At 35.3% G+C, this 23,923-nt stretch carries 23 protein-coding genes; 4 read left to right on the top strand and 19 right to left on the bottom strand.

Annotated elements, in window-relative coordinates:
* Positions 1-10: 10 nt before the first annotated feature.
* Entirely contained in the window at positions 11-1,084 is a 1,074-nt protein-coding gene (locus tag ACJJVT_RS16935; RefSeq protein ID WP_405400276.1) for a DNA topoisomerase IB, read from the bottom strand.
* Positions 1,085-1,340: 256 nt separating this feature from the next.
* On the opposite strand from ACJJVT_RS16935, the gene ACJJVT_RS16930 reads away from it, so the two are divergent.
* Together ACJJVT_RS16930 and ACJJVT_RS16925 are read left to right on the top strand one after the other, a co-directional pair.
* Positions 1,341-1,946, top strand: coding sequence for a DUF2652 domain-containing protein (locus ACJJVT_RS16930; protein WP_299798919.1), 606 nt, complete (start codon positions 1,341-1,343; stop codon positions 1,944-1,946).
* Positions 1,947-2,051: 105 nt separating this feature from the next.
* Positions 2,052-2,519, top strand: coding sequence for a Dps family protein (locus ACJJVT_RS16925; RefSeq protein WP_405400274.1), 468 nt, complete (start codon positions 2,052-2,054; stop codon positions 2,517-2,519).
* Positions 2,520-2,610: 91 nt separating this feature from the next.
* On the opposite strand, the gene ACJJVT_RS16920 is transcribed toward ACJJVT_RS16925, so the two are convergent.
* The 3 genes from ACJJVT_RS16920 to ACJJVT_RS16910 are packed head-to-tail and all read right to left on the bottom strand — an operon-like array spanning position 2,611 to position 3,492.
* Complete coding sequence (locus ACJJVT_RS16920) at positions 2,611-2,805, bottom strand: hypothetical protein (RefSeq protein ID WP_299798917.1); 195 nt, start codon at positions 2,803-2,805, stop codon at positions 2,611-2,613.
* Positions 2,806-2,811: 6 nt separating this feature from the next.
* Positions 2,812-3,159, bottom strand: coding sequence for a phage holin family protein (locus ACJJVT_RS16915; protein ID WP_405400272.1), 348 nt, complete (start codon positions 3,157-3,159; stop codon positions 2,812-2,814).
* Positions 3,160-3,492: a YtxH domain-containing protein gene (locus tag ACJJVT_RS16910; protein ID WP_405400270.1), complete on the bottom strand. Its 333-nt coding sequence runs from the start codon at positions 3,490-3,492 to the stop codon at positions 3,160-3,162. It lies immediately after the preceding gene.
* A 194-nt stretch (positions 3,493-3,686) separates the two neighbouring features.
* On the opposite strand from ACJJVT_RS16910, the gene ACJJVT_RS16905 reads away from it, so the two are divergent.
* Together ACJJVT_RS16905 and ACJJVT_RS16900 are read left to right on the top strand one after the other, a co-directional pair.
* Entirely contained in the window at positions 3,687-5,048 is a 1,362-nt protein-coding gene (locus ACJJVT_RS16905; protein ID WP_405400269.1) for an NAD-dependent succinate-semialdehyde dehydrogenase, read from the top strand.
* A gap of 365 nt (positions 5,049-5,413) precedes the next feature.
* On the top strand, positions 5,414-6,625 hold the full coding sequence (locus tag ACJJVT_RS16900) for a Pycsar system effector family protein (protein WP_405400268.1): 1,212 nt from the start codon (positions 5,414-5,416) through the stop codon (positions 6,623-6,625).
* Between the two features lie 47 nt (positions 6,626-6,672).
* Here the strand turns inward: ACJJVT_RS16900 and ACJJVT_RS16895 are convergent, their stop codons facing one another.
* The 15 genes from ACJJVT_RS16895 to ACJJVT_RS16825 form a co-directional block, all read right to left on the bottom strand.
* Complete coding sequence (locus ACJJVT_RS16895) at positions 6,673-6,798, bottom strand: hypothetical protein (protein ID WP_405400267.1); 126 nt, start codon at positions 6,796-6,798, stop codon at positions 6,673-6,675.
* Between the two features lie 140 nt (positions 6,799-6,938).
* A complete protein-coding gene (locus ACJJVT_RS16890; protein WP_405400265.1) occupies positions 6,939-8,375 on the bottom strand; it encodes a rubredoxin in 1,437 nt (478 codons plus the stop codon).
* A gap of 11 nt (positions 8,376-8,386) precedes the next feature.
* Entirely contained in the window at positions 8,387-11,917 is a 3,531-nt protein-coding gene (locus ACJJVT_RS16885; protein WP_405401053.1) for a molybdopterin-dependent oxidoreductase, read from the bottom strand.
* A gap of 359 nt (positions 11,918-12,276) precedes the next feature.
* Positions 12,277-12,954, bottom strand: a complete 678-nt coding sequence (locus tag ACJJVT_RS16880) for a hypothetical protein (protein ID WP_405400264.1) — start codon at positions 12,952-12,954, stop codon at positions 12,277-12,279.
* A gap of 83 nt (positions 12,955-13,037) precedes the next feature.
* Positions 13,038-13,715, bottom strand: a complete 678-nt coding sequence (locus tag ACJJVT_RS16875) for a hypothetical protein (protein WP_405400262.1) — start codon at positions 13,713-13,715, stop codon at positions 13,038-13,040.
* Positions 13,716-13,798: 83 nt separating this feature from the next.
* Positions 13,799-14,476 carry a hypothetical protein gene (locus ACJJVT_RS16870; protein ID WP_405400260.1) on the bottom strand — a complete coding sequence of 226 codons (678 nt, stop codon included), beginning with the start codon at positions 14,474-14,476 and terminating at the stop codon, positions 13,799-13,801.
* A gap of 204 nt (positions 14,477-14,680) precedes the next feature.
* Entirely contained in the window at positions 14,681-15,133 is a 453-nt protein-coding gene (locus ACJJVT_RS16865) for a hypothetical protein (protein WP_405400258.1), read from the bottom strand.
* An 11-nt stretch (positions 15,134-15,144) separates the two neighbouring features.
* The gene (locus tag ACJJVT_RS16860) at positions 15,145-15,816 is read right to left on the bottom strand and encodes a response regulator (protein WP_405400256.1); all 672 of its coding nucleotides are present in this window, start codon (positions 15,814-15,816) and stop codon (positions 15,145-15,147) included.
* A gap of 111 nt (positions 15,817-15,927) precedes the next feature.
* Positions 15,928-17,211 (bottom strand): alginate export family protein, encoded by a 1,284-nt coding sequence (locus ACJJVT_RS16855; RefSeq protein ID WP_405400255.1) that lies wholly within the window; start codon positions 17,209-17,211, stop codon positions 15,928-15,930.
* Positions 17,212-17,245: 34 nt separating this feature from the next.
* A complete protein-coding gene (locus tag ACJJVT_RS16850) occupies positions 17,246-18,070 on the bottom strand; it encodes an ABC transporter ATP-binding protein (RefSeq protein ID WP_405400253.1) in 825 nt (274 codons plus the stop codon).
* Between the two features lie 11 nt (positions 18,071-18,081).
* Complete coding sequence (locus tag ACJJVT_RS16845; RefSeq protein WP_405400251.1) at positions 18,082-18,921, bottom strand: ABC transporter ATP-binding protein; 840 nt, start codon at positions 18,919-18,921, stop codon at positions 18,082-18,084.
* A gap of 19 nt (positions 18,922-18,940) precedes the next feature.
* Positions 18,941-19,984, bottom strand: a complete 1,044-nt coding sequence (locus ACJJVT_RS16840; protein ID WP_405401052.1) for an ABC transporter permease — start codon at positions 19,982-19,984, stop codon at positions 18,941-18,943.
* Positions 19,985-20,074: 90 nt separating this feature from the next.
* The gene (locus ACJJVT_RS16835) at positions 20,075-21,463 is read right to left on the bottom strand and encodes a CmpA/NrtA family ABC transporter substrate-binding protein (RefSeq protein ID WP_405400250.1); all 1,389 of its coding nucleotides are present in this window, start codon (positions 21,461-21,463) and stop codon (positions 20,075-20,077) included.
* Positions 21,464-21,713: 250 nt separating this feature from the next.
* Complete coding sequence (locus tag ACJJVT_RS16830; RefSeq protein ID WP_405400249.1) at positions 21,714-22,472, bottom strand: Crp/Fnr family transcriptional regulator; 759 nt, start codon at positions 22,470-22,472, stop codon at positions 21,714-21,716.
* Positions 22,473-22,484: 12 nt separating this feature from the next.
* Positions 22,485-23,912 carry an MFS transporter gene (locus ACJJVT_RS16825; RefSeq protein WP_405400248.1) on the bottom strand — a complete coding sequence of 476 codons (1,428 nt, stop codon included), beginning with the start codon at positions 23,910-23,912 and terminating at the stop codon, positions 22,485-22,487.
* Positions 23,913-23,923: the final 11 nt, after the last annotated feature.

Below are 23,923 nucleotides of genomic sequence, written 5' to 3'. Positions count from 1 at the left end.
TTTAATACTTCTACTTTATATCTAAATTTAATAACGGATTAAAATCGGCTATTAGGTTTATCAATGCTTTTTCTGCTGCGGTTTGGTATTCTGATGAAGTTGCCTTCTCTACGCTTTCAAAAACATCATTGAGCTCACTCTTTTCATACTTTTTGACTACAAATGGGTGTACATAGTATTTCTTGCATACATTTCTAGTATTACCCAATGCTTTGGCAGTAGCGTCAAATGCTTTTATAACATTCTTTTTAATTTCACTTTCTGCATCGGTAGGCTCATTTTCCATAAGCGATTCAAAAAATATGAGCGTACCTGACCATGTTCTAAAATCTTTCGCAGTAAAAAGTTCTCCGCTTATATCTTGTAAATATTCATTGACCATACCACTATCAACTCCCGTTTTGGTTCCGTCTTCGTCAAAGAATTGAAAAAGATCCCATCCAGGTATTTCTTCGCATTGCAAAACCAACCTTCGTAGCCTGCGATTATTTAAGGTGATACTATGCTTTTTGCCTTTCTTACCGGTAAATTCAAATTTTAACTTATTCTTACTGGTTTTTAAGTGCCTTGTTCTTAAGGTCGATAAGCCATAGGTTTTGTTTCGTTTTGCATATTGTTGATTACCGATACGTATATGGGTTTCTTCCATTAACCTTACAATTAGGGCGAGAACTTTTTCTTTAGGCCACCCATCTAACTGTAAATCTTCATCTACCTTTTTTCGAATTACAGGCAAAGCTTCCCCAAATTGATGCATTCTTAAAAACTTGGTTCTGTTTCTTACTCGTAACCACAATTCATGGTAACGGTATTGAAGTCTATGCTTGACATCAAAACCTACTGCTTGCAAATGTGCATTGGCAATCGGTGCAATTTTTACTTCTTGCCATGCCGGCGGAATCACCAGTTTTTTAATTCTAGATAATTCAGCTTTTTTACTGAGCGGTTTATTCTTTAGTAAATACAAAAACTGATCTTTCTCTTTAATTCGCAGTATAGATAAAGCTTCTCTGTTTACATATTTTAAGTGCATGTGCGCAGCGACATCATGCGGCTCACTCGCCAGTAGTTCTGAATAATTCATCTATTATATTCTTTTAAGTTTGGCAATTGCACAAAGTGAATAATTTTGTTTACTCTTTTTTGCACAACATGAAACAAAAATAACAAATCAAGCGGCTATATTGGTGTTCTATACAACTCTTTTGTAGCCTAAAAACTTCTTTTAGCTATTTCATAATTCACATACACTAGGTTCGATTGCGGTAGAATTTTTATTATACGGATTCTTTTTAACCGCATAAGTTCTCTACCTTTCCTATTATAAATATCCATTGCTTATGAAAGGAGAACCCATGTTAATATGTATACCAGACATAAGCGGATTTACGGAGTTTATGAGTGAAACTGATTTTGAATTAAGTTCGAAAATCATTCCTGCGCTTCTAAATCAAATTATCTACACGAATAAAATCGGACTCAAAGTTTCTGAGATAGAAGGCGATGCAGTTCTATTTTTTAAGACTGGTGAAATGCCGAGCTTAGAAAATCTTATTGAACAGTGTAGAAAGTTTTATACCGAATTTTATAAGGAACTAGCATCCCTTCGAAAAAAACATATAAAGAATAAAGATGCCGAATCAATACCCGAAATTCTCGGCCTAAAAATCATACTACATTATGGTAAAGAAATTGCTTTAACCAAAGTTGGCAATAGCATAAAACTCTTTGGCGAAGATCTTATTATCGCTCATAAATTGTTGAAAAACGAAATTAAATTGAGCGAATATTTACTCTTAACCGATGGCTTGACCAATTACTACAAAGAGAATAATTTAAACGATCAATTCGATTGGGGTTCATTAAAACATAATTCTACCGAGTATGACCACGTAGGTGAAATAAACTACTCATATATCAACTTAAAACCTTTGGTAGAAGAATAAGCTTTACATCACTTCTAAACCGTAAAACGTTCATCATTGCCGCTTCTGAGTCAATGATAACTTTCCATATCCTTTAATTTTGTAGCAGAATAATTAAACAAAATTATGAGCTATTTAGATATAAAATCAAAAGATATACAGCCAATCGTTGATGAATTGAATACGTTGTTGGCAGATTACAATTTATACTATCAAAACCTAAGAGGTTACCACTGGAATGTTTCTGGAAAAAACTTTTTTGACCTTCATATTAAGTTCGAAGAGCTATATACCGATGCAAGAATTAAAATCGATGAAATTGCTGAGCGTATCTTAACCCTAAGACATAACCCAACTAGCGAGTTTTCAAAATATTTTGAAATGTCTTCTATTAAAGAAACATCTTCTCTTATTGCAGATACCGATATGGTAGACCACATTTTAGATCAACATGAAATTTTGTTGAAGCAAATGAACAAGGTGATTAAGAAAGCTGAAGCTGGTGGTGATGAAGGAACTATTGATATGATCGGTGGCTATATCGGCGAAATCGAAAAAGTAAGTTGGATGCTTGACGCCTGGTCGAAAGAATAAGTTACACTAAATAACAGTATATAAAAAAGCACCTCTTTTAAAGAGGTGCTTTTTACTTTCAACTAGATTGTAAAGGCAATCTAGTTGTATATTATTTTACTACTTTTCGCATTATATATAACATACCAAATTTCTTGGCAGCAGAAAATGCGGTCGACACCCAGTTATACGGACTCAAGTCTTCTTGTACATCTTGTTTCAATCCTTTAAGCTCTTCTAAAGCAATTTCGCGCTCTAATTTCAAGCGTTTTAAATTGAACTCTATTTCCTCAAAATTTTTGTACATATCTTCTTAATTAAAGAATTTAACCGACAGCTTTTTTACTAGCATATTATCAATTTTGCCTCTAAAAAAATAAGCTAAAATTAATAACACGATAAACAAAGCTCCGGCAATTAAACAAGCGCCTACCATACTCTCGAGAACATTTGCCAAGAAGACAACACCGGCTACCGTTATAAATATAAGTGCCAAAAAAGCAAGACCACCTATAACTGCCATTTTCAGCAGCATACCAGTGGTCATTGTTAATTGTTGAAACACTTTTAGCCTGTAGTATTCTTGGGTTTTCTTATAGTAAACCTCTCCTACATCAATTGCCTTGTTAGACGTTTCGTTAAGTGATTCAATAACTCCCATTTATACTGTTTTCTGCAGTTTCTTGTTTTTTGTTTTCAACTCAGCCAATTTCTTCTCTAAGGTTGAAATAACATCTTCTGTTTTATAACTTAAATCAGACACCAAAGATTCTACTCTTGTGTCTAAAGTGTCTTTTTCGTCAGACATTTTAGAAGCAACTCTATTTTTAAGATCAACTGCACTATCTGCAAAATTATCTCTTGTTGCAGCTGCTTGATCAGCAATTAATCTTCTTGTATTTTCACCTTTATCTGGTGCGTAAAGAATTCCTAAGGCTGCACCTATGGCAGATCCTGCGATAATTGCTAATAATGTATTTCCACTATTGTTCATATTATATATTTTAGATTAAACGTTTTTTAATACATGATAAACTATTGTTTATCGTGTTGTACAAATGTCTAAAATAAAGATACAACTACTTAACTCAAAACCTTTTAATATTGACGTTAACAATAGCCTAAAAGGGTTAAGAATTATTTGAAACGAATTAATGCATCAAACTGTTTACCTCTAAATTTGTAACTATGAAAGAATATGAAACTAAGAATCCGTACAACGGTGAAGTTGTTAAGACATATACACAAGACAGCACTGCCGATATAGAAAAAAAATTACAAAAAGCCCTAGCCATAGAAGCTTCATGGGCAGCTGTGGAAATTGAAGACAGGTGTGAATTGCTCTCCAATGTGGCAGAACTGCTTATAGACCGTAAAGAGGAATATGCAGAACTGATGACCCAAGAAATGGGAAAACCTTATTCGCAAGGTATTTCTGAAATTGAAAAATGTGCTTGGGCATGTGATTTTTATGCGCACAACGCTGAAGACCTTTTAGCCGATGAGGTCATAGAAACCGATGCCGATGAGAGTTTTATAAGTCACGACCCCTTAGGGTGCATTCTTGCCGTGATGCCTTGGAACTATCCTTTTTGGCAAGTACTACGTTTTGCGGCACCTACATTAACCGCTGGTAATACTGCATTGCTTAAACATGCACAAAATGTAACCGGTTGTTCTATGGCTATTGAAAAGCTATTCTTAGATGCAGGATATCCTGAAGGATGTTTTCAAAGTTTAAAAGCGGGACATGAAGAGATTGAAAAGCTTATTGCCAATGACGGAATCAAAGCGGTAACCTTAACCGGAAGCGAAAAAGCAGGTAAATCAATAGCAGGTACAGCAGGAAAAAACTTAAAGAAATCTGTTCTTGAACTTGGCGGAAACAACGCTTGTATTATTTGGGAAGATGCCGATTTAGACCAGCACATCGATACTATGGTAACGGCACGTATGCAGAATACGGGTCAAAGTTGTATCGCTGCAAAACGCTTTATAGTTTGTGAAGACATTTATGATGCTTTTCTAGAAAAATTTACGGCAAAAGTGAAATCACTTAAAAACGGTGACCCAATGAAAGAAGATACTTTTATTGGTGTTATGGCTCGTGAAGACTTAGCCGAAGAACTTCAAAAACAAGTTAACGATTCTATTAAACAAGGTGCTAAAGTTGTGCTGGGTAATATGCGAAACGATGCTTATTTCTCACCTACCATACTAACCGATGTTACTGTAGACATGCCCGTATTTAAAGAGGAAACTTTTGGGCCTGTTGCTGCCATTACCAAAGCAAAAAATAGAGAAGAAGCTATTGCCTTAGCCGCTAATTCTAGATTAGGACTCGGTAGTATGTTATTCACCGAAGATATTGATGCCGCAATGGATGTAATATCTAATATACCCGATGGCGCATTCTTTATAAATGATATGGTAAAATCTGATCCTCGATTGCCTTTTGGTGGTACTAAAGCATCTGGCTATGGTAGAGAACTATCTAGAGAAGGCATCTTAGAATTCGTAAACAAGAAAACGGTTTACATTAAAAAATAAAATTATGACACAAAATACACAAGAGACAAAGTTCGTTAAAGAATCAGAAGAAGAAACACAACAATACATTCTGCAAAAAAATAAAAAAACTAAAGTCGGCATAACTATACTCGTAGCCTTTTTGGTACTTCTTATTGTCGGTGTTATAATTTCAAACGTATTTTTTACGAATTAAAGAACACTACTCAAAAAACAAAAGGTGAGAATAATTTATTCTCACCTTTTTAGTCGTACTAACTTATACCTTATGTGTTAAGGTTTATCGATTCTTACTTTCAATGAAGATGAATTCACGAAGGTTTCCAACTATCCACTAAACGCAAGAGAATTATTTTTGTACTTTTCTAAAGTTTTATAAAACCATCATGTCTACACAAGTTGCTACAGCCGAAGAATTTGCCACTAATTTATTAACTGGCAGTACAGACCCTAGATATCTCTATCATAATCTTAGGCATACACAACGTGTTGTAGATAGTACCAAAGAACTAATTGAAGGCGAAAAAATTGGCGATGAAGAAAGCGAATTACTTTTGGTTGCTGCTTGGTTTCATGACCTTGGCTACACTGTTTCTTATGAGAACCATGAAGAGCATAGCTGCCAATTATCTAAAGATTTTTTAACCAAGCATAATTGTACTCCAACTTTTATCAAAAATGTTTGCAACCTAATTCTGGCAACTAAAAAAGGGTACGAGCCAAAAAATGAATTAGAAAAAATAATTCGCGATGCAGATTCTTCTCATTTTCACGTCAAGAATTTTATGGCAACTACCGAATTGCTAAGAGAAGAGCTTTTTTTAATTGGTAAAGAAAGTAACACTTCTGCAGACTGGCGAGAAGAAAATATTATCCTATTGCGAGCTAAGCACCATTTTTATACCGAATATGCCATAACTAATTGGCAAGAAGGAAAAGACAAGAACATTAAAAGGCTCATCAAAGCTAAAAAGAAGAATAAAGAGCTCATTAAAAAGGAAAGTTTAAAAGCTAAATTTAAGGGAGAATTACCAGATCGAGGAATACAGACATTATACAGAGTTACACTAAGCAATCATTTAAAACTGAGTGATATTGCTGATACAAAGGCGAATATTTTACTTTCTGTGAACGCGATTATTATTTCTATGGCATTGGCCAATTTGGTGCCTAAATTAGATAATCCTTCTAATGACTATCTATTTTACCCAACATTTCTATTTATTATTTTTAGTGTAGTATCTATGGTGATGTCAATTTTAGCGACCAAACCGAATGTAACCTCTGGTCAATTTACAGAGGAAGAAGTCACCTCTAAAAAAGTAAATCTGTTGTTCTTCGGTAATTTTCATAAAATGAAGTTAGAACAGTATAACTGGGCAATGTCTGAACTTATTAAAGACAAAGATTATATCTATAGCTCATTAACTAAAGACCTTTATTTTCTTGGAATTGTTTTAGAAAGAAAGTATAGAATTTTACGGTGGACATATACCGTTTTTATGGTAGGGATGATAATCTCAGTAATTGTATTTGGTATTGCATTGAAGTTCTACGGTCCAGAACGAATATTAGAACTCCCCGTAATGCAGCCCTAATTAAAACAGCTTTTCTAAATTTAGCAAGAATAAGCTAACTGCATTGGTTACATTCCGAAAGTCATTAAAAGTATACATAACAAAATGCCGATTGCAGCAATTACAATAGTAAATTTTAAAGCTTTTGCCAATGCTGGCTCTTTAGTTTGATCATTTATATTTACCCTGGTCATGAGCGGTTATTTAGAATTATACCGCAAATTTATGCCGAAACATTCTAGCCTTTTAACTTCATAAATAAATTTCTTGTCTCCATTGCACTTATTTCAACTCATTTACACCTTGTAAGTTATTATTTTACAGCTAGTTGCCTTTAACTCATTTGTATCATAGCTTCCTTAAATGTAGCTTTTGGAGCCGAACACATGGGGCACTCATATGCGTCATCAATATCTTCAAATTTGGTACCTGCGGCAATATTAAATTCCTCATCCCCGAAAGTCGCATCATAAACCGTTAAGCAGTCTTGGCATTGATATAACGATTGTGTTGCTTCTACAACTTCAACACTTGTCGTTTCTTCATCATCTTCTGCGCGACCTAATTGATCAAAGTACATTTTACTTAATTCCATCAATAACCCTGGTAATTCTATCTTATCGATATCTTGAGCATAGGTAATGTACTTTTGACTATTAGGGTCAAAATGCTCGAAATGCAACACGTTATATGTGGGGCGGACTTCAAATTCTTTAACAATGGTGGGCAAACTATTCTTTTCAATAATCACCGAGGCAAAGTGCGAACGTTTACCCACCTCATTGCTAATACCAAAAGTAAGTCCGTAGGTACTTATATCATTTTGATCAAAACTTCGAACCAAATACTTCTTTAACTCCAGCGCCTCGCCATCATCAATAGGCACATGCCAGTTCATCTCTAATTGAGAATGCCTTACATTGATTCCTCTTTTACCTAAAAAGCGCTCTAAGGCAGGTCTGCTAGATTTTTTTATTCCTTTTACTACAAAAGATTTCCACGGAGTAATACAAATTTTACCAATACTGTTATCTAAGCAAAAGCCACAGAATTCTTTTAAGAAGGAAAGGTCATATTTATTATTTCTCCAATAAAGACCAAGCCAATACATATCTGAACCCAAACGGTTCATACCTTCATAATACGGAAAGGTCTGAAAAGGAACCTTCAATTCCTTTTCCATGGTTTTGTTGTTGGTTTCTAAGTTCTTGTTCATCACAAAAAACAATTCATCTATATCGGTAATATCTTCATAAATTTCTTCAATCTGTTTTGAGATAGAATTTATATCCCAACTATAAATAAGCACCGGATAAAAAGCAGACGTTTTCCAGTGTGGTAGTTTTATATTCAGGTACCAATAATCTTCTTGTTCAGATGCTATAAAGTTGAGGTTACCACTAAAAATAGGAACCAAGCGTTGTTTTGGATCTGTAATATTGATTTTCAGCTTGGGTAAAAAATCAAATCCTTCTAAAATATATAAGTAGGTAGAACCCTTTAACCAATAGGTCATATCAAAAATATCTGCAGATACATACGAACTTACAATGTTCTGATAAGTACGATTGGCAATAATATCGGTGTTGAATTTCGAGATACTTTCTAGCTGTTCTTCTTTTGCATCCTTTAGCGGAAACAAAATATCTTGTCGAGACCCAAAATTCACACTTGTGAGTCCGGCAGACTCCAGCATGGTAATAATATCTTTCAATTCACCAGGTGAAGTAACACCACCTTTTATCAGTATTCTATGAAGATCATCGTTCATGTCTCGCTATTTTAATTTGCTAATACCAGTTGTTTCTTTAATAAATCTTTAATCTCGGGCTTACAACTACCACAACCCAAACCGGCACCTGTTTCTGAACATAGTTTGTTGAAATCTGAGCATCCGCCGTTTATTGCATCTACTACATTACCTTCACCGACCTGACTACAAGAGCAGACCAATTTACCTTTTAGCGGTACAGAGGTCGATGCTCCACGAAGCAACTCATTCCGTTTTTCAGATAGTTCGATTTCTTCTTCTATCAGTCTTTTAAATTCTGCAAACTCATTTTTATCACCCAATAAAATGGCACCTTGAAGGGTATCATCTTTTACAATACACTTCTTATAAAAGCGCTTGCTCACATCCATTAAAATAATTTCTTCATAAGAAGAATCTCCTATTGGTGAATTCACCATACCGATACTGCAGAGATCCAGGTTTTCGAACTTTAAAATGTTCATTAAAACCGAACCATTGTAAATACTACTAAAGTCCCCTAGAATAAAGTTAGCTGCAATATCTGCTTGCTGCTCGGCAGCCGAGGTAATACCAAATAGTGAGTTTTTGAACTCCGCAATTTCTCCCAAAGCAAATATCGATGGATCACTACTTTGCAAGTATGAATTTACGACTACACCTCTTCGGGTTTTGATCCCCGTTGGTTTTGCCAATTCTATATTCGGTCTCGTACCAATAGCATAGACTATTGCGTTGCACTGAATAGAACGCCCTGTTTTTAGATTTACAGATAGGCTATGTTTTTGATCCTTATCTTCAAAAACAGTACTTACTTCATTATCGAAATACAGATTTATACCTCGTTCTACCACATCTTCAGCCAATAAGCGACTGGCAATAGTATCTAATTGACGCTCCATTAAACGCGGTGCGCGTTGAATAATACTAATATTAATATCTATTTTCTTTAAAGCTGCGGCAAGCTCTAAACCTAACAAACCACCACCGACTATAACCACATTTTGGTCTTTAGCTTGCAGTCCGGTTTCTGCGAGGTATTTTCTTAATTTATCGGCATCTCCTCGTTCACGCATGGTAAAACGACCTGGTAATTGTATTTGTACATCACTTGGTATAAATGCCCTACTACCGGTTGCCATGATCAACAAATCATAGCTGTGCTCTTTTCCGTCAGAATCTAAAACCGTTTTATTTTCTGCATCAATATTGTCGATACCAATACCTTTATGTAAAGAGACCTCTAGCTTTTGTAGCTCGCCATCTTTTAACTTCTCTAAGGCTTCCCAAGAAAGCTCATCACTTACATATTCAGGTAGCAATACGCGATTATAAAAGGGGTCTTTTTCTTTTGAGAAGACGTGTAATTCGTCAATACTATTTTTTTCTCTGTACGATTGTATAAAGCGGTATGCCGCAGCACCAGCACCAATTACAACTACTTTCTGTTTTTCTTTTACAAACTTGGTAACCTCAACGGCGCAGTATTTAAAATCTGGCTCTTTTGATACAGGATCGACCAAATCGTTGGTTAGGTTATTTGCCCTACCAAAATCATTATTCAATACTTTACCCCAATGCATGGGTAAGAAAACAACAGACTCTCTTATGTCATAATTAAGCTGCACTTTCACCTGTACTTGCCCTCTTCTACTTTTTACAACTGCAATATCACCTTCCTTTATTTTTCTCAAATAGGCGTCTACCGCATTCATTTCTAGATAAGGCTGTGGTATATGGGTCAATAACCTTTTTACCTTACCTGTTTTGGTTCGGGTGTGCCATTGATCACGAACGCGCCCTGAATTTAATATTAGCGGATAGTTATTATCGGTTTCTTCAGACTTATTATACAACGTCGACGGAGCATTAAAATGTGCTTTCTTGTCATTGGTAAAGAACTTACGATCCGTAAATAACCTAGGTGTACCATTATGTGTTTTATGAGGCACAGGCCACTGAAAACTTCCTTCATTAATCAAACGCTCATATGACAAGCCTGAAATGTCTATTTCCGTGCCTTTTGTCAATAAACAGTGCTCGTCATAAACCTCACTACTATTCTTATAATCGAAGCCTTTATAGCCCATTGCCTGTGCAAAACGCCATATAATTTCTGCATCTGGCAAAGCTTCACCTGGTGCATCTATTACTTTAGGTAAATGACTAATTCGTCTTTCTGAATTGGTCATCGTGCCTTCTTTCTCTAACCACCCTGCTGCAGGTAATAATAGATCGGCAAATTTTGTTGTTTCAGAATTATGAGAAATATCTTGAACTACTACGAATTTTGCCTTTTTTAAAGCTCTTTCTACTTTGTTCGAATTAGGCATACTTACCGCAGGGTTGGTACAAACGATCCAAACTGCTTTTAACTTTCCTTCATCAAGGGCATCGAACATTTCTGTTGCGGTGTAGCCTGGCTCTGCTTGTATTTCACCACCTCCCCAAAAATCTGACACTTCTTTTCTATGTGCAGCATTCCCTAAATTTTTATGTGCTGCCAGTAAACTTGCCATACCACCGACTTCTCTACCGCCCATGGCATTTGGCTGACCTGTCAATGAAAATGGTCCGGCACCTGGTTTGCCTATTTGCCCCGTTAATAAAGATAGATTTAATAGCGATACATTTTTAGCAACACCAATTACACTTTGGTTCAGCCCCATGGTCCACATACTAATGAACTTCTTGGCATTACCTATATATTCGGCAGCTTTACGAATATCACCAACGGGAATACCACATTTTTTAGCAGCTTCTTTCAGTGATAAGGTAAACGCCATTTCTTTAACCGCCTCATAATTTGCGGTGTGCTTTTTTATAAAGGCGGAATCTATTTTTCTTTTCTCAATTAATCGACGGGCTATGGCATTGAAAAGAATAACATCGGTGCCCGGTAGAATTTGTAAATGTAAATCTGCCCCTGCGCACGTCTGTGTTTTACGTGGGTCTACAACAATGATTTTTACCTGCGGATTCTCTTCTTTATGCTTTTCTAACCTTCTATATAAAATAGGATGACACCATGCCGGATTAGCTCCTGCAATCAAAAAACAATCCGCCAGTTCTATATCTTCATATGAAATGGGAACAGAATCTTCTCCCAAGGTTTTCTTATATCCAACAACTGCAGAACTCATGCAAAGTCTAGAATTGGTATCTATATTGTTTGTGCCAATAAATCCTTTGGTCAGTTTATTTATTAAATAGTATTCTTCTGTTAAACACTGTCCTGACACATAAAAACCAACACTATCTGGACCATGTTTCGCTATAATACTCTTGAATACGGCAGCAGCACGCTCAAAAGCTGCATCCCAAGAAACGCGTTGTAAAGGGTGGTTTCGACTCCACTTCATTTCTGGATATAGAATTCTATCTGTAGTATCTTGTGCTACGTAGTTAAGATTACGCCCCTTTGTACAAAGCATACCTTTATTAGATGGATAATCAGGATCACCATCTACAGAAATAGTTCCTTTAGCGTCTACATCTACAAGTATACCGCAGCCTACACCGCAATAGGAACATATTGTTTTATGAGTTTTATTGCTATTCATTTTATCGATGATAAAGAATGGTTCAGAAGTATACTGCAAATTATAAAAAGTACGTATAAATACGTACTTTTTTATCATAAATGTTTTGCTTATAATCGAGTGATCCGCAATTTTCTCATTATTACACTGAGAATTGATCAATAAATGGGAAAGTGGGGTGCTGAAATGTTAAAACGAAATGTTGATTGGGTGAACTGTACTGAGCATACTTTTAGGCGGAATTGACTGTTTTAGCTATGAACATTTCTGGAGAAAATTTTGCTAAAAATGCCATCATCGCAACAATAAAGCGGTAAATAGTCCAATTTTTCTTGGTAAAGCGTGTCATCGCTTGAACTAGTAATCTCCTCTATTCTTTATTAACAATCTAAATTATATTTTGGCTGTATTGAAGGTAAAACGGACTTTAGCTTTTCGTAATAGGGTTTCCAATTGGCATAGTTTGGCTTTTCTAGTTTCAAATCCACCATTGCTTTTTTCGATTCATAATTAGTGTCATTACATAGTTTAGAAATTATCAAAGCTCTAAAATTCGCATCTAGCGTACCTGCTAAAATTCCTCCATTTTTCCTATCATGCCAGAGTATACCCTCACTGTCAAGTTCATCCATTCTTTTAAGAATATTCGGCAAAGACAAATAGTTGTCTAAAAACAGCTTACCATCTCCATTGATGTAATTTTTTATTAGTTCAATACCTTGCTCTATTTCCTCATGAGTAGTTGCATTAAACCCAAAAGGACCTTTAGTAGTCCAATCGTAAACGGTAGGTAAATGATGACGTTTTTTCTCTTTAAAAAAATCCTGAAAATAATCTAAATCTAAAATATAATCTTCAACTTCATAATGAGTTATACCAAAACCAGAAAATGTAATGTCTCCCATATCAAAAAAATTAAAACCGATTTTGATGGCGATATCGTTTTTAAAATAAATGAAACAAGGATTACCACCTGTTTTGAATGATTTGTATTCTAAAGGTTGTAATATGGGTAATAGACCGTCAAATAATATTTTACGTTTTTCAGTAATATTCATAGAATTAATTTCTTGCGTTGTAAGTCTAATTTTTCTTGGTATTGCGTGTCATCGCTTGAACTAGTAATCACCTCTATTCTTTATTAACTATCTAAATTATATTTTGGTTGTATTGAAGGTAAAACAATCTTGAGCTTTTCGTAATAGGGTTTCCAATTAGCATAGTTTGGTTCTTCGAAAACTTTATCTGTCATTTCTAACTTGGAATCATAATTTAAATCATTACATAATTTTGAAATAATTAAACCTCTAAATTCAGCATCTAACGTACCTGCTAAAATTCCTCCATTTTTTCTATCCTGCCAGAGTATACCCTCACTGTCAAGTTCATCCATTCTTTTAAGAATATTCGGCAAAGACAAATAGTTGTCTAAAAACAGCTTACCATCGCCGTTTATATAATTTTTGATTAACTCTATACCTTGCTCTATTTCCTCATGAGTAGTTGCATTAAACCCAAAAGGACCTTTAGTAGTCCAATCGTAAACGGTAGGTAAATGATGACGTTTTTTCTCTTTAAAAAAATCCTGAAAATAATCTAGATCTAAAATATAATCTTCAACTTCATAATGAGTTATACCAAAACCAGAAAATGTAATGTCTCCCATATCAAAAAAATTAAAACCGATTTTGATGGCGATATCGTTTTTAAAATAAATGAAACAAGGATTACCACCTGTTTTGAATGATTTGTATTCTAAAGGTTGTAATATGGGTAATAGACCGTCAAATAATATTTTACGTTTTTCAGTAATATTCATAGAATTAATTTCTTGCGTTGTAAGTCTAATTTTTCTTGGTATTGCGTGTCATCGCTTGAACTAGTAATCACCTCTATTCTTTATTAACTATCTAAATTATATTTTGGTTGTATTGAAGGTAAAACAATCTTGAGCTTTTCGTAATAGGGTTTCCAATTAGCATAGTTTGGTTCTTCGAAAACTTTATCTGTCATTTCTAACTTGGAATCATAATTTAAATCATTACATAATTTTGAAATAATTAAACCTCTAAATTCAGCATCTAACGTACCTGCTAAAATTCCTCCATTTTTTCTATCCTGCCAGAGTATACCCTCACTGTCAAGTTCATCCATTCTTTTAAGAATATTCGGCAAAGACAAATAGTTGTCTAAAAACAGCTTACCATCGCCGTTTATATAATTTTTGATTAACTCTATACCTTTTTCTATTTCCTCAAGATTATTAGCTTCAAAACTATGTGAACCAATGCTTGACCAATCATACGCGGTATGTAGGTGATATTTTTTCTTATCATTAAAATGTTCTGGGAAAAAATCTAAATCAAGAATGTAATTTTCAACTTCGTAATGGGTAATACCTATTTTTGAAAAAGTTATTTTACCATAACTTTTAAAATTGAAAAAGAAATCTTGGGCAACTATTCCGTCGAAATAAACATAACTAGGATCTGTACCTGCTTTATAAAGTTTATACCCATTTGATTTTAACAAAGGATCTAAGCCTTCAAATAATATTTTACGTTTTTCTGCGGTAGTCATCGAATTAATTTCTTGCGGTGTAAGTGTAATTTTGTTTTTGTATTAAAATTAGAATTCTAAAGATATTTATCTCCGAAAATATTATTTACCATTGCAGCAAACAACCAAACAAGTACCTAAATCAAATTATGCTTCTGTGATTTTAGAAAGATTGATGAGGTTTTACATCCATCTTACGCATTAAATAAAAATCTATAATTTAGTTTACTGAGTTACGAGGATGGTATAAATTCCATTTTCCTCATTCAATTCAAATTCAGCGTTCTCAATTTTTATGTCATTATATTTCGTAAACTCGCAGCAATCTTCTGAAGTTCTTTCTGCGTCAACGATTAAATTTAATATATCAATACCTGACACGGTAATCAATACCTCTATTGTTTCAGATTCCCAACCAATAGAATTTAATTGAATCAGATTAACATCATCTTCATCTATAAAATCAAATTCTAAATTCGAGTTGTCGACAAGGTTTGTTACACTAATTTCATTGGAACTAAAGGTCTCGTTTGTAAAAAGATTTTCCTTCGTTGTTTTGTTGACCAATTCAAAGGTGAATCCATTTGGTGGTGTAAAGCAATCTTTATCCTCACAATCATCGCAAGAATTAAAAATCAATACAAACGCTACAAAGGCTATGAGGATATTATTTTTCATTTAGAATTTTTCTAAATCAAATTATGCTTCTGCGCCTTTTTAGAAAGGTCAATGAGGTTTTTTACATCCATCTTACGCATTAAATTAAAACGATGTGTCTCAATAGTACGTTTACTATTTTGAAGTTTTTCTGATATCTGTTGATTCGTTAAACCAGACAATACCAACTCTAATACTTTCAATTCTTTATTCGTTAAATCAAAAACATTATCAGCACTTTTACGAGGTGACTCTTCTTTAACAACCTCTTTTTTTGCTCCCAATAAGTTATTGACCAAAACATTACTTATGTCTCCGCTAAAGTATTTACCGCCTTCTCTAACGGTATGTATTGCCTTAATGAATTCTGATTTATCGGTATCTTTCAATAAATACCCATTGGCTCCAGAGCTAATAGATTTTAAAATATATTCTTCTGAGTCGTGCATAGATAGTATAATGGTCTTCACCTCAGAATTACTTTTGGTCAATTCAGCTACGGCATCAATACCGTTCATGACGGGCATTCTAATATCAATGATTAGAAGATCAGGATTTACCTTCCCTACCAATTCAATAGCTTCTTTGCCATTCGATGCTTCACCGATCACTTCTAAATCAGATTCAGATTCTAATAAAGAACGGATTCCGTCCCTAACCAAAGCGTGATCATCTGCCAATACTATCCTCGTTGTTTCACTCAAAATATAGGTAATTATACGTACCGTGCTAAATTACATATTTTAAAAACAACAATACGGCCTACACAACCAATGCTGCATAGACCATATAACTAACTAAATTCTTGTAAAACTCTATTCTTTTTTGGTATTCAAAAATTGAGGCTTAATCGTTAATTGTACCCAAGCCCAGTTTTGACTACTTGCCGCTAAATCTTCTGTAACCCCTTTAAGTTCATACATACCATCTGCAGCGAACATTTGAGAATATCCGATTGCAAGACCGTAGCCATTGAACTTTTTGGCAAATACCAAATCGATTTCTGTACCCAAAGATTTTTCTCCGCTTGGTAATTCTTGCTCACCGCTAAAGTTCAATACCTTAACCAATAAACTAGATTGCTTACCTAAATCGAATTTTGCACTGGCATGAATATCAAAAAGACCTACCGAATTTGCGTGGTTACCTACGTAGAAATAATCCATGAAGCCGTTGAACTTATGATTGGTACCATATAGTGGAAAAAATGCTTCTGTTTTGTCCGTAGTATCCGCTTTGTTTCCGCTGATCACTTCTGTACCTACACCTAAAGACACTTTATCGCTAGCCTTAAACCCAAGCTCTAAACCTAACAAATATGCACCACCAACTTTAACCTCGTTCTGTCTTTCGCCTGTTTGTAAAAACAAGTTGGCATTTGCGCTGAAACTTCCTGCTTTATATGCTAGGTGCGTACCAATAGTTTGTAAACTACTTACCCCATCTGCAGCACCTTCGGTATCAAAATTTTGAAATCCGTTATTCAATGCTAAAATACTACCAGAGAATTTATCCCATTGTTGTTTGGCATATAGATATTGCATGGTTTTATAGGTAAAAAACCCAGATGTATTATAAGCTGTACCTACAGATTGAAATCCTGTTGGGTTATCAAAATCTTGACTAAAAGCTAGACCTACATCTAACATAAATTTATCTTTCTTGTACTTTAAAAGTCCCGCGTCATGGTTTCTACCTTGTTGCGCCCAATCGAGTCCGCCGAAAATACGCTGGTCGTCATATGAAATAACTTGTCTACCTAACTTAGTAGACCAGCCTTTGCCTAAATTAATGTTTGCCCATGCTTCAAATACAGCAAAAGAGTCGTTCTGGTCATCTGGTAAAATTTGTCTGTTCTCACCCCAAACCATCACATCTTGTATGCTTAAATAAAATTGATATGCTTCCGATTCATACTTTGCATTTAAACGTGCACGTGTAGAAATTGCGAAACCGGCATCTGCCGCATCAGGAATTATGCTTCCGAAACCATTTCTATATTCTGTTCTTGGTCTAAACTGCCCGTCTAAGGTAAATTGGGCATAAATTGAATTTGCTGCCAGAAACAATAAGGTGATGAGTAAATATTGCTTTTTCATAATCGTAATTTTTAATGTTTGATTGAGTTATTTGTTAGTGTTCTAAAAAGTCTATTAGGTGTTTTCTGTACGTGTAATAATCATCGTTCTCTAAAACGGATTTACGAGTTCTTGGTCTTTCAAAATCTATGGATAGGATATCTCCGATTTTAGCACTTGGTCCACTGGTCATCATCACCACGCGATCTGCTAAAAAGATGGCTTCATCGACATCATGTGTAATCATGACCGCAGTAATCTTTTCTTTGTTCCAGATCTCTATGAGAATATCTTGCAGTTCTCCTCGGGTCAAAGAATCTAGCATTCCAAAAGGTTCATCTAGCAATAATACTTTTGGCTTTATGGCAAATGCTCTGGCAATACCTACACGTTGTTGCATACCTTGAGATAATTCTGATGCTTTTTTGTGAAAGGCATTCTCTAGACCTACTTTATGTAAATAGTATTTTGCAATGTCTTGACGCTGCCCTTTTGTTGCATGCGGAAAAACCTGATTTACTCCAAGTAATACATTCTGCAAGGCCGTCATCCAAGGCATTAAACTTGGAGATTGAAATATGACCCCTCTATCTGGACCCGGACCTTTTACCGGATTTCCCAGTACTGAAATATTACCTCCGGAAATTGGGTTCAGCCCTGCAATCATAGAAAGCATGGTTGTTTTACCACAACCCGAATGCCCTATTATGGTTACAAATTCTTCTTTTAAAATTTGAAGATTTAAGTCTTCGAGCACTACGTAATCTCCCTTTGGCGTTGGGTATACCTTTTTTAAATTAGCAAGGTCAAGCATTACATTATCAGGATAGACAATGCCATTTTCTGAATATACTTCGTCAGATTGTTGTGTTGTGTTCATTTGCTATTTCTTTAGGCTACAAAGCTTTTAGGCGTTAGCTCTGGTAATTTATATTCTACGTCAGAAACTGTTTTTCTTTCATCGCCGATATCCATTAAGTATTCAATGATGGCGTTTCTTGTTTTCTTGTATTCAGGATTATCGTTCATTGCCGTTTTATCTCGAGGTCTTTCAATGTTAATTTTAAACTCGGGACCTAAAGTTGCATTTGGCCCTGGTTTTAAAGGAATTATTCTATCTGCCATGTAAATACCCTCATCAACATCATTGGTAATCAATAATGCAGTACGCTTGTCTTGACTCCAGATATTCAAAATTTCATCTTGTAGATTTCCTCGGGTCAAAGCATCTAAGGCTCCTAAAGGTTCATCCATAATGATCATTTCAGGATTCATAGCCAAGGCACGGGCAACCGCTACTCTTTGACGCATACCACCCGATAATTCTTTAGGTCTTTTGTTGATTGCAGGACTAAGGTTTACCATACCTACATACTCTTTTACCCTTTCCATCAGCACTTTTTTACTCTCTTTAGGAAAAGCCTCTTTTACGGCCATGTAAATATTTTGACCTACGGTTAGCCATGGTAAAAGCGAATAGTTTTGAAAAATCACGCCACGTTCATGACTAGTATCGGTAACGGAAACTCCTTTAAACAGCACCTCACCGCTAGTTGGTTGTAACAAGCCGTTTATAAGATTTACCAAAGTGGTTTTTCCACTACCGGTAAAGCCTACAATAGCAACAAACTCTCCTTCTTCCATAGTAAGGTTGATATTAGAAAGTACCTCTGTACTGTTCTCTCCCTCACCATAGGTTTTGTATATATTATTTAGTTCTAAGTATGCCATGTTCTATCTTTTGAAGGCGTTATGCCATTTCATTTTTATTGAAAGAAACCATATTCTGTACGGCAAGCATCAGTCTGTCTAACAAGAAACCAATGATACCAATGACAAACATTGCCACAATGATTTTTGAGTTAGAATCGTTGGCCCCGTTTTGAAACTCTTCCCAAACGAAAAGCCCCAATCCCTGACTTTGTGCTAAAAGTTCAATCGCGATCAATACCATCCAAGCCACAGAAAGTGTAATACGTAGTCCTGTAAAAATCAATGGTAACGAAGAAGGTAAAATCACCTTGAATACTTTTTGAAAAGTGCCCAGCTTTAATACCTTGGCAACATTGATATAATCTTTATCTACTGATGCAACACCCATTGCCGTATTAACCAAGGTTGCCCACATGGCACAAAGACCAACACTAATAAATGAGATAACAAATGCATTATCAGAGCTGTCACCGATATACAATGTCTTTACGATCATAAAAACCAACAGGTACCATACCACTGGCGATACTGGTTTAAAAATTTGAATGAACCAATTGAAGGCGCTTCGTAATGACGGACTAAGACCTATAATTATCCCTATAGGTACTGCGATAAACATTGCTAAAAGAAAACCTGCAAATACTGTTTTTATACTTGTTAAAACGATATCTACAAATGAGGCTCTACCGGTATATACAATTGGATCTTTACCTTGAGAAATCATTTTCTCATTAGTGACCGCCATTTTCTCTGCAAATGCAGCTTTATCGGCACGAATAACCTGGTGGTCTGCGACTAAAGATTTTAATGATGCCCATACTTGAGAAGGCGATGGCAATGTATTTGGCTGACAACTACTGTCACCAGATTCAATACATGCACGTTCTGCAGCAGCAGCCTCTTCGCCTCTTTCCGTTAGTGCTTTTTCAATTCTGTAATCTGCTTCTTTATTATAAAGTGCCTTAGAACCCATTTGCCATAAACCAATAAACAATAAGATGGACAGAAGGGTTATACCAGTATTTTTTAAGGATTTTATAATGCCATCTTTTTTAATACTTGGCGTAAGTTTCAAAAGCATTTGCTTCAAACTAGAAGACAAACTATTCTCGTTTTTTAAGACCATTTCTTGTTCCATACTATTTAATTTAAGGTCAATGAATTACTTTAATTATTTCTTGTCTTTGTTTCCGATCGAAAAACTATTGATATACCCAATTGGATCTTTGGCATCATAACTAGTTCCATCTATGAAATCTGCCGTAGCTGCTTTGTAACCGTCCGTATCTGGAACATCTGCTGCTGGTATCTGACCTTCTGCAACTAAAAGATCTGCGGCTTTTTTCCATATATCTGGTCTGTAGATATCTTTAATCGTACTTGCGTACCAATCAGAAGATTTTGATTCAGGAATTTGACCCCATCTACGCATTTGCGTTAAGAACCAAATACCGTCAGAATAGAATGGATATGTTGCGTTATACTTATAGAAAACATTGAAATCTGGCATTTCGCGCTTGTCTCCTTTTTCAAATTCAAATGTACCTGTCATAGAATTTGCCAACACTTCTTTTGGCGCACCTACGTATTGAGACATAGATAATATTTCTACCGCTTCAGCTCTATTAGTTGGTTCATCTAACCACTTACCAGCTCTGATCAATGCTTTGGTTACAGCTATGGCAGTATTCGGATTTTGCTCTACGAATTCCTTCGTCATTACAAATACTTTCTCAGGATTATTTTTCCAGATATCATAGTTTGTAGTTACAGGTACACCAATACCTTTAAAAACCGCTTGTTGGTTCCAAGGTTCACCTACACAGTATCCGTAAATAGTACCTGACTCTAATGTAGCTGGCATTTGTGGCGGAGGCGTAACAGAAAGTAAAACCTCGGCATCTATCTGCCCTTGAACATTATCTGCAGTATACATACCTGGGTGAATACCTGCGGCAGCTAACCAATAACGCAATTCGTAATTGTGAGTAGAAACCGGAAAGACCATTCCCATTTTAAAAGGTTTCCCTTCATTTTTATAAGATGTAATTACCGGTTTTAAAGCATCTGCCTTTATTGGGTGAATTGGCTTACCATCAGAATCTGCAGGTACATTTGGCTTCATTTTAGACCAAACATCGTTAGATACCGTAATTCCGTTACCATTTAAATCCATTGAAAACGGAGTAACCAATTCTGCTTGTCTACCAAAACCTGCTCCTGCAGCAATTGGCTGACCTGCCAACATATGTGATCCGTCTAATTGACCATCGATTACACGGTCTAAAACATTTTTCCAGTTCGATTGTGCTTCTACCGAAACGAAAAGTCCTTCTTCTTCAAAAAAGCCTTTTTCTTTGGCAATGGCCAAAGGCGCCATATCGGTAAGTTTTATAAAACCAAAAGTTAACTGTGGCTTTTCAATATCCAACATTTTAGTTTTTGAGGCAACCGATTCTTCAGCAACCGATTCGGCTTTCTTACTCTTTGTATCTCCACAAGCCGTAAATACCAAGGCGAGGGAAAGCGTTAAAATAGATGAGGTAAAAATGTTTTTCATAATCTTATAATTTAGTGTTCTACGTATTAATACTTATTTCTACAAATATATACGTAACAACATTTTTCATAAATGATATTAGCGAGGTTTAAACCTCTTTTTAAAACACATTACAACCTCTTAAAAAACCATATTAAAAACTGCCAAAAAACAGTTTTTAAACAATAAAGCATTGTTTTACAGAAACTTATATGTACCAAAATGAGTGGTGTTAACTACGTAAATAGAAGAATAAAAAGAGTACGTACTATTAGCTGTCTAAGTAGAAATTATGTTCTGATATTTCTTTTTTAAGTAATTCAATATCAGAAATGCCTACTCTTTTGCCTTTGGTAATCAATAGGCCTTCTTTTTTAAGAATAGAGAACATTCTTATGACTTGTTCTTCTGTTGTACCGGCATAATCTGCGTACTCTCGCCTGCTTAATAAAAGGGAAGAAAATCCGGTGGTTTGCCCAAACTTACGATTGATATATAATAAAGTATCTATGACACGTTCTCTAACCGTCATTTGAGATAGCGATTTTACTCGAATTTCACTGCGATTAAGTTCGTTCGCATAAAACAACATGAAATCATATGTTAGGGTAGGTGTTTCTCTTAATGTTTGCTGTAATACTTCTTTTGAAAAATAGCAGAGTGTACAATCTACCAAAGCAATAGCACTTATGGGATAGGTTTCTTCTGTACCAAAACCTCTATGCCCAATAATTTCACCCGGAGTTGCAAAGCGTACAATTTGTTCTTTACCATGAAGACCGGTTCTTAATACTTTGACCTTGCCACTTAGTAGAAAAAATAGTCCGGTAACAGAAGCACCTTCCATGATAAACTGCTGCCCTTTTTTACATTTAATTTCTTTTCTTGCTTGTACTAATTCGTCAATATTAGAAGAATGAATATTCTTTTGAATTAAGCATTTCTTGTTGGTACAAATACCACAGGCACTATCAAGTAGTTCCGAATTATTGGAAGAGAACTTTGATATGTTTGTTGTGCCTGTACGCATAGTTAATCTTATTTATATAGTACTTGGAGATAAATCAATTACAGGCTTGTTAACTGTACTCAATTCTTCTTTCACCTGTTTTTCGTCTTCTGCCGAGAATTTGATTGCCAAGGTTGTCAATGCGGTAACAATTACAAAGCCACCAATAATAAAGTAACCGCTAGAAACTGCACCCGATGCTGCAGCAGATTGTGCTGCTTTCATAGCTTCTTCACCTAAATTTGCATTTGCTGCCAAAGCATTGGTCTCTGCCAATGCCGATTTAGATTTTAATAAAAGTGCCGCTAAAAAAGCACCTACATTACCACCTGCACCTACAATACCAGATATGGAACCAATTGCTTTTTTGTTTATAAATGGTACTACCGAGAAGGTTGCACCTTCTGCCATTTGTACTGTAACACTAAAAGCAATTAAGAATATAATACCCATGGTAAAACTTGTAGCTAAAGAAAATGTTGAAAGCATAATACCTTCAAGCGCTAGTATTACGGTCAAAAAAAGAACCCTACCGCGTAATCCTTTTAATCTACCAAAACGATCACCGAAAAATCCGCCTAAGGTTCGTGCAAAAATATTCATGAGTGCAAATGAAAGCACCAAGTTACCTGCTGTAGACCTTGTTAGTCCGAATGTGTTTTGCAAGTAATCATCCATAGTACCGTATACAGTAAGTTCCATACCGAAAGATGCTGCGTATACGATGAAAAGAATCCACACTCTATAATCTTTTAATACACTTACAAATGATTCTTCATCTTTTTTAAGCTTCGGCATTTTACCAGCTTCTTTCAGTTCTTTAAAATTGCCTTCAGGAGTATCTTGCGTAAAAAAGTAATATACAACACCCATTAACATCGCAATTACACCAGCGATAATCATTGAATACCTCCAAGCAATTTCATCGGCAACACCAAAACTTACCACCGCAGCGGCAATTAATGGCATACCAAGACGATTGGCACCACCACCTAAATTTCCCCATCCTGCGGAAGTAGCATTGGCAGTACCAACAATATTGGGGGCAAACATAATAGAAGTATGAAACTGAGTAATTACAAATGATGCACCAATAAATCCTATAAACAATCTACATATTAAGAATTGCGTTGGTGTTTGAACAAAGCCAATAAGTATTACTGGTATGGCTCCTAATATTAATAAGTAGGTATAACATAATCTTGGTCCGTATTTATCACATAACTTTCCAATTAATAATCTAGCGAAAACCGTTCCTGTAACCGCTAATATTATAGAGTTCCATTTTTGATCGGGAGTCAATCCTAAATCCTTAACTACATCTGGCATAAATGGTACAATACCAAACCAAGCAAAGAAGCATATAAAGAATGCTATTGATGTAATCCAAAAAGTACGTATTGGCATACTTTTCAAATCAGTTAACTTTAAGGTTGTGGATTTTTTAGATTGATTTTCCATAATAGTAAAGG

The sequence above is a fragment of the Maribacter sp. Asnod2-G09 genome (assembly GCF_045063795.1).
Lineage (GTDB): Bacteria > Bacteroidota > Bacteroidia > Flavobacteriales > Flavobacteriaceae > Maribacter.
This window is presented reverse-complemented; position numbering and strand designations above follow the sequence as displayed.